This window comes from Paenibacillus sp. JT22N1 (assembly GCF_059692155.1).
In genome coordinates this window covers 168,113-186,793 of the sequence record NZ_JCAUAW010000004.1, presented here as the reverse complement: position 1 = coordinate 186,793, position 18,681 = coordinate 168,113, and the positions used below count along the sequence as shown (strand labels likewise).

Genomic DNA, 18,681 nt, shown 5'->3' with positions numbered 1-18,681 from the left:
CTTACCCCTTTCAACAATTAAGTTTTATTTCATTACGTAAACATCTATATGTCTCTCATTCTCCTATTTTTACCAATATCTCTAATTTTCATTCTAATGTACGAAGCCAATCTCCTATTCGCTTTGCCGCCTCAAGTAATCGACCCTCTTCTTGTACCAATGCGATTCGCACAAAGCCTTCTCCCTCGGCCCCGAAAGCGTCTCCTGGAATAACGACAACACCGGCATGATATAACATTTCCCGGGAAATTTGTCGAGATGTCCATCCTTTTGGAATTGGAGCCCAGATAAACATAGTTGCCTTGGGTGGTGGTATGATCCAACCCGCTTCCGCTAGCGCCGAGATAAACACATTTCGTCTTCTTTCATACACATGGGCAACGGAGTGATTATGCTCCATGTCTTCCTCTAATGCTGCAATTCCAGCCGCTTGAATGGCACTGAATACACCATAATCGATATTGGATTTCAGCGTTTTAAGAGCCTTCACTACGCCTGCATTTCCAGTTAGGAAAGCGATTCGACAACCTGCCATATTAAAACTTTTTGACAGTGAATGAAACTCTACAGCAACCTCCTTAGCGCCTTCTATCTCCAAAATACTTATAGGCCGGTAGCCGTCAAAAGCCATTTCGGAGTAGGCAAGATCGTGTACGACAAGCAAGTCATGCTTCTTGGCATAGGTAATCAAATGCTCAAAGAATGCACGATCTGCAACAGCAGACAATGGATTGCTTGGATAGTTAAGCAGGATGAATTTAGCCTTAGCAGCCACGTCTACTGGGATGTCCTCTAATTGGGGTAAAAAGTTGTGTTCTGCGCGCAGCGGCAACAAGTAAGGTTCGACTCCCGCCAGCACGAGACTTGCCGAATATATGGGGTAACCTGGATCAGGGACGATGGCAATGTCCCCAGGATCACAGAGTGAAAGCGCTAAGTGAGCAAGACCATCTTGTGAGCCCATCAGAGTTAATATTTCACTTTCCGGACTCAGCTCCACACCGAATCTATAGCGGTACCATTTGGCAACCGTTTCTCGAAATGCTAAACTTCCCTCAGATGTTGGATAACCGTAATGCGCAGGGTTTCGAACGGCTTCAGTAATTGCTTCAATAATTCGATCAGAAGGAGGTAGATCAGGACTTCCTATACCTAAATCTATGACGTCTACCCCTTGGTTCATAACCTCTCTCTTCCAATCTGCTACTTCTGAAAAAATAGCCGATCCTAGTTGACTAAGTCTCTTTGATCCTGTAATTTTCATGGTTTATATCCTCTTTATGATAAATTCACTTCATATCAGTAATTAATAGGGCGAGCACTCTAAAGCGTTAGTCGATAATTCCCACTTGATGAACAAGTCTTATCATATAAAGCAAAAACAAAACGAGAGCAAGATAAGCGATTCCGAATTTCCAACGTGTTTTCGCAGGGACATCATAGTAAAGCTCCTGTATCCCTAGAGGTGAATAATCCACTTTTACTTGTAATCCTAAATAAAACCCATTCTCTTTCTGCATACGTTCCACTTTGATTAACTGAACTCTTTTAATGATGGATTGCTGAGGCAATAAAGCATGACCCTCGAACCCTATCCCATGCCAGTACATCACAATGGTTTGTCTACTTTCCGCATGGCCCTGCAAATCCGAGTAAGTCATATATTCTAGATCTCTTGTGTGATTCTCCCCCGGAATGATATATCCCTGCTGGAGCAAATGATCCGCCCTAAAATCAAACCGAGTGGAAACCGAAAGAAGCTCTTCCTGATTTCTGAATTTCACGTATTTTTTATACAAATCCCAAGCGAACATGGCCCATATCGCAAAGAAAATCAATTGACTTACACGGCTATTTATATAGTAAATAAATACCAAACCGCCGATTAAACCCAGAATCCACAACCAACGAGTTACTGCTGTAGAAATTCGCCCACCATCTAAAGGATGAATAGGGAGTAAATTAATTAAGTTTAAATAGAATGCGGCATAGGCAACCGAAACAATGACAGGGGAATCGGTATATACACCCAAACCAAAAGCGGCAACGCCACCAATAGTTCCAAGAATAGGGCCTCCTATGCCAATAAACGCTTCCGTTGCAGCATCAGTAGGATTCTTTTTCATTGTAATCAGTGCTCCAAGAAAAGGAATAAATACTGGCGCTGACACTGGAAGCCCCTTCATCTTGGCAGCGAAAACATGACCGAGTTCATGTATGAGAATCATCAGGACGATGCCAATCGCAAAGGGCAACGGAGCGAGATAGGCATAGGCCCAAATTGTAATGAACATTGAGATGATGGCTCCGCCAGCTTTACCAAGCTTTAGTAAGCCTAAAAGCAGTTTCCCTTGTGATAATAGAACAGCTATAAAACCGCCAATGGCTAGTGGTGACTTTTTACCTGCTGGTTTCTTTTTCTCTTCCAACCTAAGATCACCCCTTCGCCCATACTTCGTCATATACTGCTTCCTTGAAGCCCACTGTTACTTTATGACCATCGGTTACGATCGGACGCTTAATCAACCTGCCGTTAGAGGCGAGCAATTCGAGCATTTGCTCTTGCGACATGCTGGGAAGTTTGTCTTTCAGGTTCATCTCTTTATATACTTCTCCGGAAGTATTAAAAAACTTTTTGATTTCCAAACCGCTATCACTTAGCAGCTTAGCCAATTCCTTGGCAGAGGGCGGCGTTTCGAATAAAGGAACATTTTCTGTAATATCTACATGATGATCTTTCAACCACTTTACGGCACTACGGCATGTCCCGCATTTATCGTAACAAAATACTTTTACTCCCATGATGTTTAAAGCTCCTTTAAGTCTAAGTTGATATAAATCATACTACTTAAAATTCTGGGCTAATTGATAAGGAAAGTCAAGTTATAACAAAGAAAAACCATCCTACAAAAGGGATGGTTTCTGTTTATCTAGTTGCTTTCTTTCAGCCAAGCTTGTAAAACAGATAAATCTGCAGGCAAAGGAGCATTAAACTCCGTCCACTCTCTTGTTCCTGGATGCACAAAGCCCAGTTTATAAGCGTGCAAAGCCTGACGACCCAGTCGTTCACTGACTTCTACTGCTGATAAACTTTGCTCAAACTCTGGAAGTGTGTACATTTTATCTCCAAGCAGCGGATGTCCCAAATGGCGCATATGCACACGAATTTGATGTGTGCGACCGGTTTCAAGCCATATTCGAACTAAAGCGGCATGCGCGAATTGTTCCACGACCTCATAATGAGTTACTGCTGAATATCCGTCAGGGGTAACGATACGAACATGTGGCTGTTCAGGATCGCGATCAATCGGTTCATTGATCGTTCCGCTTTTTGCTGTGAAAACGCCCCACACAAAGGCCAGGTATTCTTTTTTCACCTTATGCTGAATCATCTGCTCTGATATTTGCTGGTGTACATAGGGCGTTTTTGCAATAGCCAGTACACCTGACGTTTCTTGGTCAAGCCTATGCACGGGACGGAAACGGCACGTAATACCCGCTTGCTGCCAGTGATACACAACGCCATTGGCGATCGTATTCAAATAATGCCCATGCGTCGGATGTACGATGATACCGGCATCCTTGGCTAGTATCAACAGATGCTCATCTTCATGCAGAATGTGCAGTGGAAGATCCTGCGGCAAGATATCCTCAGACTGCTCTTCTTCCATACGAATCTCTACACGATCGCCAGCCTTCACCTTAATGTTGATGTATTGTCTAACCCCATTCACCGTTATGCCCTGCTCGGTCAGTTTAATGCGGGATAGCAATTTGCGAGAGACCATCAATCTTTTTTGCAGCACCGTCTTGAGTATAAAGCCCTCTTCCTCCGGCGGTACGATGTATACTAACGGTTCATAATAACTCATGATTTACGTCTAAACACCTCAGCGCTGCGCACATATTCCACATCAGTAATACCTTCACGGTGATTCGCAGTGCGGGCAATGGTGAAGAATAAATCGGACAGTCGGTTCAAGTATCTGCGCACTTCTGGATTAATTGGCTGTGTTCGCGCAAGCGTTACCACCCGGCGTTCTGCTCTACGGCATACAGTACGGCAAACATGAAGTGTGGATGAAACAGTACCGCCACCAGGCAAAATGAATCGTGTAATATCCGGTGTTTCGGCATCGTATTTATCAATCCAAGTCTCCAGCATATCGACCATTTCCGCGGTTACTTTATAAGGACGCAGCTCTTGCTTCAAGAGAGCGAGATCTGAACCGCAATCAAACAATTCATGCTGCACCTGCAGCAAATCTGGGAGTAAATCAGGGTACTTCGCAGGATCCATAAAGCTCATCGCCTGACCTACATAACAATTCAGTTCATCCGTTGTGCCATAAGCCTCAACACGATCATCATCTTTATCCACACGACCACCGATTACGCCTGTTTGCCCCGCATCTCCAGTTCGAGTATAAATTTTCATCTTTAAACATCCTCCCTTTTCCAAGGCTTTGATATATCCATCATCTCATAAACACGATTCATATCCAAGTGACATCTAACGTGGTCAGCCAATCTATCGAAAGCAGCTTCTCGACGTTCTTTAAAACGAATGCCTTCCTCGATTAGGGATAACCCTTTATGTTTGCGAATACGATTTAACCAGGCTCTGCGGAAGTCATCATTATGCAAAATCCCGTGTAAATACGTCCCCCAAACACGCCCATGGTCCGCAGCTGCCCCGTCTCCGTGCAGAACGTTATCAGAGCTTTCATCATCGAAGCTGGTAAGAGCCTTAATCTGGAAAGGCGTTACCATTTCTTGCAAATAACGCGTCCGCCCCATGTGGATTTCATAGCCATCAATGACAATCTCAGAGCTATTTTCAGCAAAAAGTGTGCTGCTTCCCTGAACTTGAACGGTCCGTTTATCGGAAGTAAATACGGTCTCCGTTGGTAAAAGCCCTAGTCCCTCTAGCTCAGGATGATCTGATTCGTAGCCATGTGGATCAAGCAGCTTGGCGCCCAACATCTGATAGCCTGCGCAAATACCAGCGACCCAACCATTCTCTGATTGCGTGAAAACCTTCACACGCTCTGCCAGACCAGATTCGTTCAAATACCGTAAATCGTCCATGGTATTCTTGCTGCCTGGCAGCAAAACGACATCCGGTTCTCCCCACTCGGAGAGGTGTGTAATATAACGGAAATGAACATCTTTCTCCTCTTGCAGAGGATCGAAATCCGTAAAATTAGATAGGCGTGGCAAGCGAATGACCGCGATATCCAGCTGATCTTCCCGTTTCCCTTGAGAGCTTTCATTCCGCTTACTTTGCATGCGCTTGGAATCTAGTGAAGCAGAGTCCTCATCCTCAATGCCTAACTGCGGCAGATAAGGAATAACCCCAAGAACTGGTTTCCCCGTCCTCTCTTCTAGCCAATCCAAGCCCGGTTTCAGTAGACTAACATCTCCACGAAACTTATTTATAATAAAGCCTTTCACCCGGTCTCTTTCCTCCGGCGTCAAGATTTCCAGTGTCCCTACAATTGAGGCAAATACGCCTCCACGATCAATATCAGCAACGAGAAGCACAGGAGCGTCCGCCCAACCTGCCAACCGCATATTTACAATATCGCGATCCTTCAGATTAACCTCAGCTGGACTTCCCGCCCCCTCTAGCACCACTACATCATATTGACTGCGCAGCCGGATTAAAGCTTCCTTCACAATGACTTCAGCCTGTGGCAAATAGGTCTCTCTATACGTCCTTGCATCTAGATCAGAGTATGGCTTCCCGTGAACAACAACCTGAGCAACCATGTCTTGCTTCGGCTTAAGCAGGATCGGATTCATATCCGTTGTTGCTAAAATACGACAGGCATCCGCCTGCACACCTTGTGCTCGGCCAATCTCTTTGCCATCAAAAGTAACATAAGAATTAAGGGACATATTTTGCGACTTAAATGGCGCCGTTTGCCAGCCGTCTTGAACTAGAATGCGGCACAGTGCGGCCGTTAAAATGCTTTTACCCACGTCGGAAGCTGTGCCCTGGACCATCAGTGTTGCAGCTTGCACAGTCTTATTCGTCATCAGCTTGCCCCCGGTTCTGCATGAATTCTGCCATCATGTGACGTAACCCAGCTATTAACCGTTCATTGTCTTCTCGAAGACGTATCGCAACTCGGCAATAGTGTTTATTGAGACCTTCAAAAAGGGAAGCATCTCGGATTAATATCCCTTGATGCCCCAAATGCTTCTGCACCATCTTCACATCGATGCCCATCCGCTCAGGAAACGAAAAAAGCAAAAAATTCACATCACTAGGCACGACCTCAAGACCCAATTGTTCAAGCTGCTGGGTGAGCCATGGCTTCTCTTCCTCCAGCCACTTCCAGCTGGACTGCTCAAATCCCACATCATCAAGTACGGCTGTTCCGATGCGCTGTGCTAAATAGTTTACGCTCCACTGCACCTGAAGATGTTGGATTTGCCGAATCATATCGGGGTGAGCCACCATAAAGCCTAATCGTATACCCGGTATGGAATAAAATTTCGTCATCGAGCGGATGACGAAAAACTGTTGACTGGTGGAAGCGAGCTTGAGTAAAGAGTGTTCCTGCTCATTCGGTACAAAATCCATAAAGGCCTCATCAAGCACCAACCTACGGTTACTTTGCATAAGCATGTCCAACACTTGACGAGGAACCAGCTTCCCTGTTGGATTATTCGGATGACCTAGAAAGAACAAGTCTACTGCCGAATAAGCGGCTTCGATATCTTGCAGCTGCAATTCAAAAAGGTGCATTGACGTTAGAGGGATGTTGTAAATACCACCACCTGATTTATGAACCGCTTCCTCATATTCACTAAAAGAAGGCCTCGCTAATCCGGTAATAGAGGGCTTCAATACGCGCGCAGTCAGATCGATTAGTTCCGCTGCCCCGTTACCAACCAGAATGCTTTCCACCCCGATATCATATTTCAACGAAAGCTTGTTTCTCAGCTCACGCACGGCAGGGTCGGGATATTTGACCATATCGCGCCACCCGTCTCTGAGAATATGCTTAACAACCGAAGGAGGACCAAGCGGATTCATATTCGAGCTGAAATCCAAGAATTGCTCCTTCGGACGACCAAAGGCTTCTTCTGCCGTCCAGAGGTCGCCTCCATGCCCATAGCGTTCTAGCATGATAATCACTCCTTCTTTTTGGTATGAGTTATACACTGGAACAAACCGTTATCATGGACATAAATTGATTCCACTGGATAATTCCAATGAAAGTAGGATGAAACATAGTTTGTATTTCCGTGACCGTCGATTCATTCATCCAATCTGGTTCTTCATGGAGGTGACTTAAATTGGAATCTTTGGTCAAATATGCTCCCCAACTTGTGGTTGCCAGATGAATGAATTGAATGATTGAATGAAAATATTTGAATAAATAAATGAATCCTGTGCTCAGTTGAATGATGTTGTAAAAAGTGCAACAATTACTGCCTAGATCGCACCATTCTCCCTTCATTGTTGTATTTTGTACAACAGTTTGGCCCAATTCAGGCCATTTCGCAACAAATGAGTTCGAAATGTTGTACAAACTGCAACTTCAACAGGCAAAATAGCCTTCAGGCGTGTGAATTGTTGTAGAAATTACAACATTGGTAACTACCATAGCCTATCTACCCTCACGATGATGCTGATTTATCCCCAAGGCATATTTCGGTCCGGGATGTTACAAACCTACATGTGGTAAGAAGTGAAGACGGTAATGCCCAACAAAAGTAGTGTTTCGAGGAGTTCATTCAAAGCACCATATGTATCTCCGGTTAAACCGCCTAATTTGCGGCTCATATACGTGGCCAAAAGCCAACCTATTAGAATTGTGCCTATTGCAAAGCTAAAAATAATAGTTAAACCATAGATTAAGGAGAAAGATATCACGCTAGAATCAGCTAGCCATGTGGAAAATATTTCAATAAAAAGCGTAGTAGTAAAAAGGGCTACTACTCCAGACATAGTTACATGCCATTTGGTAACTCCGCGAAAAAAACTCCCTAATCCTGAGTCTCGCCGGGCGTAGGGCCAACTTTGAATTGCTGCAACCATAAACCAACGACTCCAGATAGGAACTATAGCAAGTAAGAAGAATACACCGCCTATTTTCCCAGTACCTAGTAAAGTGTAAAGAAGCGAAAATTTGAGGAGCAGGTGGAGAACACAAACGATGACACCCATGGCGCCTACGCGACTGTCTTTCATGATTTCTAGCATTTGCTCACGGGGTCTGTGACTAAGAATACCATCAGCGGTATCCATTAACCCGTCTAGATGAAGGCCACCTGTTAAGACGACCCAGAACCCAAGCAGCAGAACGGCTGCGGGCATCGCAGGTAGGACGAGGCTTAACCCCTCGCCTGCTAGGAGTAAAAGAAGACCGATGACGAAACCCGCTAGCGGATAGAATATCACGCTTCTTTGGAATACTCGGTCTGTATAGTTAATTTGCACAGGAATGGGCAAACGGGTTAAAAACTGAAAGGCTGCTATGCAAGCACGCAGCCAGTCTAGTAAAACAGTACGAGTAGTATGCACAGCAATCCTCCCATCACTACAAAGCTGACGCCGTAAAGCATCCTCACGGCGTAGACAATATCCTGCTGCGTCCGCGGACGCAGCGGCCAGCCTAGGCGGGCGCGCTCACTCGCAGCGCCGCCATAGACGTTCAGCCCGCCCAGCTCAATTCCGAGTGCCCCGGCTACCGCCGACTCCGGAATTCCGCTATTCGGGCTGGGGTGCAGGTGCGCGAAGCGGCGAATCGCTGACGCTGCGCGCTTCGCTGAGAGGCCCGGCTGCAGCAGGGCGACGAGGATTAACAGGAGGCCGGTCAGCCGAGCCGGGATCCAGTTCATAACGTCGTCCCAGCGGGCCGACGCCCAGCCGAAATGACGGTATCTGTCATTTCGGTAGCCGACCATCGAATCCAGTGTATTCGATGCCCGGTACAGCATTGCGAGCGGCGCTCCGCCGATCAGCGCATAGAACAAGGGCGCGATGACCGCGTCGACGATGTTCTCCGCCACGGTCTCCACAACCGCGCGCGTCAGTTCTTCTTCGCTGAGCTCACCCGTATCACGGCCTACGATGTAGCCCGTGTACTTACGAGCATCTGTGAGATTCCCTGCACGCAGCGGATTGTAAACTAGATAAGCAGCATCTTTTAGTCCTTTAATAGCTATCGTTGTGGAAATAAACCACGTAGAGACCAAGTATCCAAGCCACTCATGTATCGAGCGAGCAGTAAGTATTAGCACCAACATAAGGCTAAAGCTTAGCACCACAGTAGAGACTGTAAGCAGCACACCCTTAGCTCTCAGCCATCCAGACGATTTAACAGATGTCTCTTTTCCTTTATGTAACTTGCCTTCTACCCAGCGGATGAATCGTCCGATAAGAATAACCGGGTGTGTCGGCCACTTCGGATCGCCAATCAGCCAGTCCAGCGCAATGGCAGCAGCCGTCATACTAACGATTTCCTGCCAAGAATATATCCACATATTGATCACCGTTCCATGCCTAAAGACTTATTTATTCCAGTCGATAAGCTCTGCTTTTTAGCTCCATGGGGATGCCTACCGTGACAAGAAATACCTGCTCACATACCTCAGCTAAGCGTTGATTCATTCGTCCTGCCAGGTCTCGAAAACTGCGGCCAAGCGGATATTCCGGCACAATGCCGTCACCTACTTCATTCGTTACCAAGATGAGGTGTCCACGGTAGGAGGACACTGCTTCTACAAGCTCGTCTATGCGTTTCATTACCCGAGCAGAAGCATCTACTTCTCCCTCATGATGGAGCAACCAATTGGACAGCCAAAGTGTCAAACAGTCGACCAAGACCACGGCATCCTCCCCACTCTCCTGCAAGCGGAGCAGTAATTCCCTCAGTTGGAAAGGCTCCTCCCGAGTATCCCATGGATACCCCGAGGCAAGCCTCATCTGCTGATGCAGCTCAACACGCTCCTTCATTTCCTCATCGTAGATGTGGGAAGTCGCGATATAAATCCCTCGTTCGCTGCCATGCATGGCGAGCTTCTCCGCGAAGGAGCTCTTGCCGCTGCGCGCGCCGCCCGTAACCAAAACTGCCATGGCGCCTTCGCCTCCTTATCAATGCTTACTGCGTAAGCTTGCCTTACCCCGGCATGCCCCTACACGGCTACCCCCGCGACACGCCTGCGCTTTCGAATGTCGCCATTTCCTTCATGATCTTGCCTGCGGCATCGATCAAGTTAAAAGCAAGCACCGCGCCCGTTCCTTCGCCCAGGCGCATATCCATCTGCAGCATCGCTGCGAGGCCAACCGCTTCGAGCAGCTTCGCATGCCCCTGCTCCTGCGATAAGTGCGAAGCGAGCATGTAGGACGCGCTTAGCGGTGCTAATCGGCTCGCCACAAGTGCAGCTGCCGACGAGATGAAGCCGTCGACGACCACCGGACAGCGATTCTTCGCTGCGCCGAGAATCACGCCAACAAGTCCAGCGATCTCCAATCCGCCGACCTTCATTAACACATCGAGCGCATACTCAGCGCTTGATCTATTCACCTCATCCACACAAAGCCCATTCACATCCAGCGCCTTATTCACAACAGACACTTTATGCAACCATTTGCCATCATCAATGCCCGTTCCGCGGCCAACTGCTATGCTGGCATCCAAGCCCGTCAAAGCGCATAGAATCGCAGCGCTTGCCGTTGTATTGCCAATCCCCATATCTCCCATAGCAAAGAGTCGATAGCCCTTTCCCACCAATTCATCTACAACTTCTACACCAGCTTGTATTGCCTGCACAGTCTCATCCAACGTTAGTGCCGCTTCACGCGCCATATTACGTGTCCCTTTTCTTACTTTACGAGAAACGAGATTAGGATGCTCCAGGTCAGCATTAACCCCCATATCGACACAGACAACTTCAGCGCCGGCATGTCTGGCAAGAACGTTGACTGCAGCCCCGCCATAAAGGAAATTAAGCACCATTTGAGGCGTTACTTCCGCCGGAAATGCACTAATTCCTTCTTCACATACGCCGTGATCCCCGGCCATTACGATAACCGCTTTTTTCTCAAAAATCGGCATCACTTCGCCCGTAATTCCAGCAACCTGACGCGCAATATCTTCCAGTTTCCCGAGGCTTCCCTGTGGTTTCGTCAACTGATTTAAATGCTCATTTGCTTGGTTCACTACCTCTTGATAAATAGGCTTAATGCTATCTATAATCTCTTGCAACTTATTCATGATTGTGTCCTCCGATAGCTCAACTATTTTCCTGGCTGTAATAAAATTTGCGGCGCATCGTTAACGGGGTGCTGCAGGACAATCGGTTCTGTTCCATACACTTCGCTGATTAATCCGCTGGTAATGATTTCATCAGGTGTTCCTATCGCTGCAAGCTCGCCATTATGTATAACCATTAAACGCGTGCAGTACTGCGCAGCCAAATTCAAGTCATGCAGGACAGCTACAACCGTCAACTCGGATTCTAGCTGCCATTCCTTGATGTAGTCCATCATCTGTACTTGATATCCGATATCCAAGAACGTTGTTGGTTCATCCAGCATAAGCAGCCGCGGCTGCTGCGCCATCACTTTAGCAAGAGCGACACGCTGCCTTTCACCGCCGCTGAGGCGCTCGATTGTTCGATCAATCAGCGGTTCCAAGTGCAGCTTCCGGACAATCCCATCAATTAAACCTTCCGCATCAGCCGGCTCCTCACCAAGCCAATTCTGAAAAGGATATCGGCCCATTTCCACCACTTCACGGACCGTAAAGCCTACTGGAGGCAGCGCATCCTGCTGGAGGACAGCAAGCCATCTAGCCAGCTCTTTTCGTGAATAGGAGGATACTAATCGGCCACCCAGGTCAACACTTCCGTTTTTAACAGGATCAATCCCTGATATTAGACGGAGTAACGTCGACTTACCGCTGCCGTTTGGCCCAATAATGCCAAAAAATTCACCCTGCTTGATCTCAAAGCTGATGTTCTCCAGCACTTGCTGTTCCTTAAAGCTTTGGGAAAGGTGCTCCACTTTAATCATCTTGATCAACCTCTTAACGTTTTCTTATCCTTGTGGAGCAAATAAGCAAAAAATGGCGCACCCAGAAATGCCGTGATAACCCCAAGTGGAATTTCGGTTGGACTCAGCAGGGTACGGGCAAGTGTATCTGCCCAGAGGACATAAACGCCGCCACCAATTGCGGACAATGGAATAATCAACCGATAATCCGGACCTACCAATAATCGCACTAAATGTGGCACGATGAGCCCTACAAAACCGATTACACCGGCAACCGAGACCGCAGCGGCAGTTAGGAATGTAGCCACAATTAGCACAATCAGCTTTGTACGTTCTACACTCACACCGAGATGTGACGCCTGCCGCTCACCCAGAGCCAGTAAATTTAACGACCTTGCATAGCTAAGCAGCACGACAAAACCGATAATTAAATAGGGTGAAATGATATAGGTATACGACCAACCTCGCATTGCCAAGCTGCCCATTAGCCAGAAAATGATTTCATTAATGACTTGATTGGAAATAGACACCATAAAGGATACAATAGCCCCTAGAAATGCCTGCATGACCACGCCTGATAAAATAAGCGTCTCCATCTTCAGCTTCCCTTCGATCTGGGCCAGCTTTAGAACTAGAAATAAAGAAATAAGTCCCGTTACGAAGGCAACAATAGGGATCGACCATTGCCCAAACCACGCCACTTGCAGTCCAAAATAGATTAAAAATGCGGCTCCTACAGAAGCCCCCGAGGATACACCGAGTGCATAAGGATCCGCAAGCGGATTGCGCAGCACACCTTGAAAAGCTGCCCCTGCAATAGAGAGTGAGGCCCCTACAAGAATTCCCAGTAATACACGAGGAAATCGTACTTTATTAATGATTTGTTCCGACGACTGCGGCCAGGTGGCATCGATGTGATCTCCCAGCCAAGGGATATGCTTGGCGAGAATACTGGCAATTTGCAGAACGGGGAGATTAGCAGTGCCAAGCGATAAGCTCGCCACAATAGAAAGAAGAAGGAGTATAACCCCTACTCCTCCCCATAGCATTAATTTTCTTTTCATTTTATTTCACCAGTTCGGGATAAATGCCTTTCGCCATTTCAAGCAATCCATCGGTCAGTCTTGGACCAGGACGGCTGAGCATGTTCTGGTCGAGGCCAATCACCTGCTTGTTCTTCACGGCATCAATGGCATCCCAACCGCTTCGCGTACGTATAATTTCATCAAGTGGTTTCTTGCTCTTACTATCGACAACCCCATTGGCGAACAGAATTACACCTGGGTTTTGTTGAATGATTTTCTCTTCACTGATTTGATACCAGCCTTTTCCGTCTCCTGCGACGTTAATCCCGCCAGAAAGCTTGATCAATTCATCCATGTATTCGCCACTGCCCACTGTCCATCCTGGGGCAAATTCAATGTATACCTTTTTCTTGTTCTCTTGCTTGACGTCTTTCACTGCATTAACAACCTTTTGACGGTCCGCTTTCATCTTAGCAACCACTTTTTCCGCTTGCTCCTGATGATCTGTAATCAATCCGTAAGTTTGAATGTTAGCAATGGCATCATCCAAGGTTTTCGGCTCCACTTTAAACACGTTAATATTCAAAGTACGCAGCTTTTCTACCGTATCGGGTTTCATCGAAACCCCAGTGAATACAACATTCGCGTTAGCTGCGATCACCGCTTCTTGGTTAGGTTTCGTTATGCTGCCAAGTTTCGGTTTTGTTTTAGCCGCTTCTGGATAATCATCAAAATCAGATACACCAACTATATTAGCCTCCAGCCCAATTGCAAAAAGGGCTTCAGTCTCTGCCGGGGAGACGGATGCAATACGCTCAGGCGCTTTATCAAAAGTAAACTCCTTGCCCGTAGCATCCTTTATTTTCAAAGGGTAGACCGTCTTTTTGGCTGCTGTTGATGGTGTCGTCGTTGCAGCAGGAGCTTTCGTCCCTTCCCCGCCAAGCTTAGACGGATTAGAAATTTCCGTTTCCTTTTTACCGCAAGCTGCGAGACTAATTGCTGTTACTAGCGCTACTGTAAGAATAAATGCTTTTTTTACTGAATTCCTTTTCATCTAGCAAACCCTCTCTCTGAACAATTTATTTCGATTGACCCTAACAAAAAAGCCCCTTTGTTCTCGAAGGAACAAAGGGGACGATAAATCGCGGCGCTCAGCAACCCGCAGGTTGCTTCCTGATTTAACGCGATCCTTTTCCTCGAAGGATGTCGTAAACGGCACCATGGGCAGGTATCCTGACTCTCCCGGCAACTCATGCCTGGATTACAGTGGCGGGACCGTGCCGGACTTTAACCGGCTTCCCTTTTAAGTGGCAATCTCTTCTTAATGAGCTTACCAGCACCTATGGCTGCATATTTTACTATCAATCTATTTGTCGATTATAGACTTCTTGTTACTTTTGTGCAATTACTTTGAGCACTTGTTTCGACTCATTCAACTTTGGAGCATTTTGAGGAATAAAAGCCACCAAGCCTTTTCCTTCAAAACCTTGTTCTTTCATCCATTTGTTTCCTGCAAGAGGAATACCATATAGATGCTTTTCAGCAGGCTTGCCTTCTTCGGTTATTTGAATAACACCATCCGGATAATCTTCCGGTTTGATCGTATCATCCAAAGAAACGAAACCCGCTTGATTACTAAGTGATTTGAATTGATCTTCCGCAAGAATGAAGATGCCATTGCCTCCTGCAGCCAGTTCTACAATCATTTTTTCCAACGAAAAAATAGGGGATGTATTGACTTTGACTGTAGGAACCTCGCCCACCTTGGACTTCAAGGAAATCTCCAGCTTGTCCCCTGCTTCACTTGGAAAACCATTAGAGCCCATCATAAATATAGATACATCCGGCTTCGGTCCGCCGCAACCCGTAAGGAACACCATAAGTCCCATCATCATAACCAACAGCCATTTCACTTTCATGTTGTAAGCGTACCTCCGTTTGTTATCTGAATCCATCGATAATCGCGAGAAAAGTCGGTTTTCACCGACTTTTTTTCCCATTATGCATATATTCATTTATTTTTCGGTCTAGGATTGTGCTCAATTCAACGACGGAATCAGATGTCATTTCTTCCCCATCAAAAACCATCTTTTCTAACCTGCGTCGCAGAGAATGAATCTCTTCTTCTAATAAGGTAAGGGAGTTTTGCTTCTTCGCACGCTTGGTCAACCAACGTTGTCCGAAATCCTGTTCACGAATTTGAAAATGTTTTTGATAGGTTGATAGTTGATATTCCATAAAAGCCATGCTCATCCCTCCTTACTACAAGAATACCAGTTTTCATCAATAATGAACATATTTATTTACGTTATTCATTACAATTTTCTCATAAAATTTCCAATTCTCTCTAAAGCTTCATTTAGTTGAGAAACACTATAAGCATATGAACAACGTAAGAAACCTTCTCCACCTAAACCAAACACATCTCCAGGCACGGCAGCAACCTTTGACTCAAATAATAGCCGTTGTGCAAACTCTTCTGAAGTTAATCCTGTAGCGACAATACTTGGAAATGCATAGAAAGCGCCTTGCGGCTCATGGCATTCGAGACCAATATCTCGGAACCCTTTTACAATGAGACGTCTGCGCTGGTTATAGGACTCGATCATCCGATCTTTTTCTTCCATCCCATTCGTCAACGCCTCGTGAGCAGCAACTTGACCCATGACCGGTGCGCACATCACCGTATATTGATGAATTTTGGTCATCGCCGAAATCAGCTCCTGGTGACCGCAGGCATAACCCATCCGCCAGCCTGTCATGGCAAAAGCTTTGGAGAAACCGCTAACCAAGATTGTCCGATCTTTCATACCAGGAATAGCCGCGAAGCTCACGTGCTTCTGACCATAAGTCAGCTCCGCATATATTTCATCGGAAATGACAATAAGATCCTTCTCTTCAATGACTTTGGCAATCGGAAGCCAATCCTCATAGGTCATAATACCGCCTGTTGGATTGCTAGGATAGCAGAGAATCAATATCTTGGAGCGTGGCGTAATCGCGTCGCGAAGTGCTTTCTCAGTCAGCTTGAACTGATCCTTCGCGAATGTTTCTATCCCAACAGCTACACCGCCGCTTATGCTCGTAATTGGGGAATAAGAAATATAACAAGGTTCAGGGATAAGAATCTCATCGCCGGGCGTTATCAAAGCTCGGAGTGCTAAGTCAATCGCTTCACTGCCGCCTACCGTAACAAGAACTTCATTCGATGGCTCATATTTCACTTTAAACGACGTATGAAGGTAATCGGCAATCGCTTCACGAAGCTCAGGAATACCTGAGTTTGGCGTGTATTTCGTTCTACCGCGTTCCAAAGAATGCACAGCTGCTTCACGGACATGCCAAGGTGTTGAAAAATCCGGTTCCCCTACACCAAGAGAAATAATATCTTCCTTACTGTTACTCACCAAATCAAAAAACTTCCGAATACCTGAAGGCTTCATTTCACGTACGGCAGGAGCGAGGTAGTCCTGCATCGATTTTACCTTGTTCTGCTGGATCGTTATCTCATCTTTGATCATGACATTCCCTCTTCTTTACGGCGAAACGAGCATCCGGTGATCGTCTTCCTGATCCTCGAATATAATGCCGTCTTGTTTGTATTTTTTTAATATAAAATTCGTCTTTGTTGAAAGTACACGGTCAATCGGCGAGAGCTTGTTGGACACGAAAGAAGCGACTTGTTTGAGAGAACTGCCCTCAATTTCCACAAGTAAATCATAAGCGCCAGACATGAGATAAACCGATTTGACTTCTGGATATAAATAGATCCGTTCCGCGATAGCATCAAACCCGTGTCCGCGTTCCGGCGTAATTTGCACTTCAATTAGGGCGGTAACCTTTTCGTCATCCACTTTACTCCAGTTAACTACTGTCGCGTATTTGACGATGACCTTATCCGCTTCCATCTCGCTTATCGCTCGCGCCACCTCGGCCTCCGCCGTTCCTAGCATAGTGGCGATCAAGTCCGCACTCCTGCGGGCATCTTCCTTCAGTAGTTCGAGAATATTAAGCTTCAAAGCATCCATGGTTAAACCTACCTTTCTGAAATCTGATTCGTTCATCCTTTAATCTTACAATGAATTGCTGTCCAAATTCAATTACTGAGCTTGTTTTAGAACGGAATATTTTTGTAAAACCGAATTTTCCACCTCACAAATAGTAAAAGGCCACTGGGATCTCCCGAGTAGCCTCTGCCTACCAGTAATTTTCAGGATTGTCCGTGAACCAAACTAACCTTCGATTCGGCTTGCAGCAATTTGTTCATCATAGTTCCAATTTCACGATGCTCATACGTTGGGCGTACATGGACATGACATTCTCCCGCCATACAACCGATTCCGACAAGCTTATTCTCATCATAAACCGAGATAACGTGCTCCGATTGGAAATCGTTCCAATCCACAATCGCTTGAGCTCCAAATGTTATGCATTCTTCTGTATATGTCTGTATAAATTCCTGGAATTGACCTTCTTCAGGAAGCGCATTAATGTAGGCTAATTTCACAGTATTTCCACCTTTCATCCCAAACCTTCTTATACTTATAATTATACTCAATTATGAATTTTTATTCAATATTCTTTTATTATCTTTTATATTAAGAAATAATGTAGAACGGCCCATCCGAATCATATGGATCCGGTGGGCCGCTTATATTTTCTAACTTACTTATGCATTTAATCAAAAATGTCCATACTCAAATATCTTTCGCCCGTATCCGGTGCAATACAGAGCACTCTCTTGCCCGCTCCTAGCTCACGGGCTATCTGCATACCTGTCCACACCGAGGCCCCGGCCGAAGGTCCCACAAGAATGCCTTCCTTGCTGGCCAGATCTTTCATGGTTCGAATTGCATCTTCGTCAGATACCTGCACGATCTGATCGTATACGTTTGTGTTCAGAATAGCCGGTACGAAGCCTGGACTCGTACCAACGAGTTTATGCGGACCTGGACTTCCTCCAGACAGAACCGGGGAACCCTTCGGCTCCACCACATAGATCTGGATATCCGGCAGCTTCTCCCGCAGCACCTCACCCGTTCCGGTGATCGTTCCGCCCGTGCCTGAAGTTGCTACGAAAGCATCCAGACGCCCGTCCATTTGCTCCAGAATTTCCGGAGCTGTTGTCGTCCGATGAATGCTCGGATTCGCCGGGTTCTCGAACTGCTGCGGGATATAGCTGCCAGGTATCTGATCCCGCAACTCCTTCGCTTTCTCAATCGCTCCCGGCATCCGCAGTGCGGCGGGAGTGAGTACGACCTCTGCACCATAGGCCTTGAGCAGATTAATGCGTTCTTTGGTCATGTTGTCCGGCATGATTAGAATGGCCTTGTAGCCTCTAGCTGCCGCATTCATGGCAAGTCCAATGCCAGTATTACCGCTTGTCGGCTCGATAATCGTAGCGCCTGGACGAAGCAGGCCATCTTTCTCCGCCTGTTCGATTAAATTAAACGCAGCGCGGTCTTTTACACTGCCGCTTGGATTAAAGTATTCAAGCTTCACGTAGAGCTCCGCATCATTCGGACCTACCAATCGGTTAATCCGCACGGCAGGTGTATCACCAATCAGCTCTGTGATGCTATTCACCATTTTTTTATGTGTCAAGGGTTACCCCCTCCTCTTCCCAATAAAACAATC

At 46.4% G+C, this 18,681-nt stretch carries 20 protein-coding genes and 1 riboswitch; all 20 genes read right to left on the bottom strand.

Annotated features, from left to right (window positions below):
* Window positions 1-88: 88 nt before the first annotated feature.
* The 20 genes from AC58UU_RS09995 to cysK all read right to left on the bottom strand — a co-directional run bounded on the left by AC58UU_RS09995 (window position 89) and on the right by cysK (window position 18,633).
* Window positions 89-1,264, bottom strand: a complete 1,176-nt coding sequence (locus AC58UU_RS09995; RefSeq protein ID WP_497315180.1) for an aminotransferase class I/II-fold pyridoxal phosphate-dependent enzyme — start codon at window positions 1,262-1,264, stop codon at window positions 89-91.
* Between the two features lie 67 nt (window positions 1,265-1,331).
* Window positions 1,332-2,429, bottom strand: coding sequence for a site-2 protease family protein (locus tag AC58UU_RS09990; RefSeq protein WP_497315179.1), 1,098 nt, complete (start codon window positions 2,427-2,429; stop codon window positions 1,332-1,334).
* Window positions 2,430-2,436: 7 nt separating this feature from the next.
* The gene (locus AC58UU_RS09985) at window positions 2,437-2,802 is read right to left on the bottom strand and encodes an arsenate reductase family protein (protein ID WP_497315177.1); all 366 of its coding nucleotides are present in this window, start codon (window positions 2,800-2,802) and stop codon (window positions 2,437-2,439) included.
* Between the two features lie 128 nt (window positions 2,803-2,930).
* A complete protein-coding gene (locus tag AC58UU_RS09980; protein WP_497315175.1) occupies window positions 2,931-3,872 on the bottom strand; it encodes an RluA family pseudouridine synthase in 942 nt (313 codons plus the stop codon).
* Entirely contained in the window at window positions 3,869-4,438 is a 570-nt protein-coding gene (locus AC58UU_RS09975) for a cob(I)yrinic acid a,c-diamide adenosyltransferase (RefSeq protein ID WP_497315173.1), read from the bottom strand. Before AC58UU_RS09975 ends, AC58UU_RS09980 begins: the two co-directional genes overlap by 4 nt.
* Before the next feature lie 2 nt (window positions 4,439-4,440).
* On the bottom strand, window positions 4,441-6,045 hold the full coding sequence (locus AC58UU_RS09970; RefSeq protein WP_497315171.1) for a cobyric acid synthase: 1,605 nt from the start codon (window positions 6,043-6,045) through the stop codon (window positions 4,441-4,443).
* Window positions 6,035-7,144: a threonine-phosphate decarboxylase CobD gene (gene cobD / locus AC58UU_RS09965; protein ID WP_497315169.1), complete on the bottom strand. Its 1,110-nt coding sequence runs from the start codon at window positions 7,142-7,144 to the stop codon at window positions 6,035-6,037. Before cobD ends, AC58UU_RS09970 begins: the two co-directional genes overlap by 11 nt.
* Window positions 7,145-7,693: 549 nt before the next feature.
* Window positions 7,694-8,545, bottom strand: coding sequence for an adenosylcobinamide-GDP ribazoletransferase (cobS, locus tag AC58UU_RS09960; RefSeq protein ID WP_497315167.1), 852 nt, complete (start codon window positions 8,543-8,545; stop codon window positions 7,694-7,696).
* Window positions 8,518-9,507 (bottom strand): adenosylcobinamide-phosphate synthase CbiB, encoded by a 990-nt coding sequence (gene cbiB, locus AC58UU_RS09955; RefSeq protein ID WP_497315165.1) that lies wholly within the window; start codon window positions 9,505-9,507, stop codon window positions 8,518-8,520. The genes cobS and cbiB overlap by 28 nt, the downstream gene beginning before the upstream one ends.
* A gap of 31 nt (window positions 9,508-9,538) precedes the next feature.
* A complete protein-coding gene (cobU, locus tag AC58UU_RS09950) occupies window positions 9,539-10,099 on the bottom strand; it encodes a bifunctional adenosylcobinamide kinase/adenosylcobinamide-phosphate guanylyltransferase (RefSeq protein ID WP_497315163.1) in 561 nt (186 codons plus the stop codon).
* 67 nt (window positions 10,100-10,166) lie between these two features.
* Complete coding sequence (cobT, locus tag AC58UU_RS09945; protein ID WP_497315161.1) at window positions 10,167-11,240, bottom strand: nicotinate-nucleotide--dimethylbenzimidazole phosphoribosyltransferase; 1,074 nt, start codon at window positions 11,238-11,240, stop codon at window positions 10,167-10,169.
* A gap of 23 nt (window positions 11,241-11,263) precedes the next feature.
* On the bottom strand, window positions 11,264-12,040 hold the full coding sequence (locus tag AC58UU_RS09940) for an ABC transporter ATP-binding protein (protein WP_497315159.1): 777 nt from the start codon (window positions 12,038-12,040) through the stop codon (window positions 11,264-11,266).
* Between the two features lie 5 nt (window positions 12,041-12,045).
* Window positions 12,046-13,083: a FecCD family ABC transporter permease gene (locus tag AC58UU_RS09935; protein WP_497315157.1), complete on the bottom strand. Its 1,038-nt coding sequence runs from the start codon at window positions 13,081-13,083 to the stop codon at window positions 12,046-12,048.
* Window position 13,084: 1 nt separating this feature from the next.
* Window positions 13,085-14,098 (bottom strand): ABC transporter substrate-binding protein, encoded by a 1,014-nt coding sequence (locus AC58UU_RS09930; protein WP_497315155.1) that lies wholly within the window; start codon window positions 14,096-14,098, stop codon window positions 13,085-13,087.
* A 152-nt stretch (window positions 14,099-14,250) separates the two neighbouring features.
* A riboswitch (cobalamin riboswitch) is annotated at window positions 14,251-14,403 on the bottom strand.
* A 32-nt stretch (window positions 14,404-14,435) separates the two neighbouring features.
* Entirely contained in the window at window positions 14,436-14,963 is a 528-nt protein-coding gene (locus tag AC58UU_RS09925) for a hypothetical protein (protein ID WP_497315153.1), read from the bottom strand.
* Between the two features lie 61 nt (window positions 14,964-15,024).
* Window positions 15,025-15,291 carry an aspartyl-phosphate phosphatase Spo0E family protein gene (locus AC58UU_RS09920; protein WP_497315151.1) on the bottom strand — a complete coding sequence of 89 codons (267 nt, stop codon included), beginning with the start codon at window positions 15,289-15,291 and terminating at the stop codon, window positions 15,025-15,027.
* Window positions 15,292-15,359: 68 nt separating this feature from the next.
* Window positions 15,360-16,565 carry an aminotransferase class I/II-fold pyridoxal phosphate-dependent enzyme gene (locus AC58UU_RS09915; protein ID WP_497315149.1) on the bottom strand — a complete coding sequence of 402 codons (1,206 nt, stop codon included), beginning with the start codon at window positions 16,563-16,565 and terminating at the stop codon, window positions 15,360-15,362.
* 15 nt (window positions 16,566-16,580) lie between these two features.
* Entirely contained in the window at window positions 16,581-17,072 is a 492-nt protein-coding gene (locus AC58UU_RS09910; protein WP_171690787.1) for an Lrp/AsnC family transcriptional regulator, read from the bottom strand.
* Window positions 17,073-17,254: 182 nt separating this feature from the next.
* A complete protein-coding gene (locus AC58UU_RS09905; RefSeq protein WP_497315148.1) occupies window positions 17,255-17,551 on the bottom strand; it encodes a hypothetical protein in 297 nt (98 codons plus the stop codon).
* A 170-nt stretch (window positions 17,552-17,721) separates the two neighbouring features.
* Window positions 17,722-18,633 carry a cysteine synthase A gene (gene cysK / locus AC58UU_RS09900; RefSeq protein ID WP_497315561.1) on the bottom strand — a complete coding sequence of 304 codons (912 nt, stop codon included), beginning with the start codon at window positions 18,631-18,633 and terminating at the stop codon, window positions 17,722-17,724.
* Window positions 18,634-18,681 lie beyond the last annotated feature (48 nt).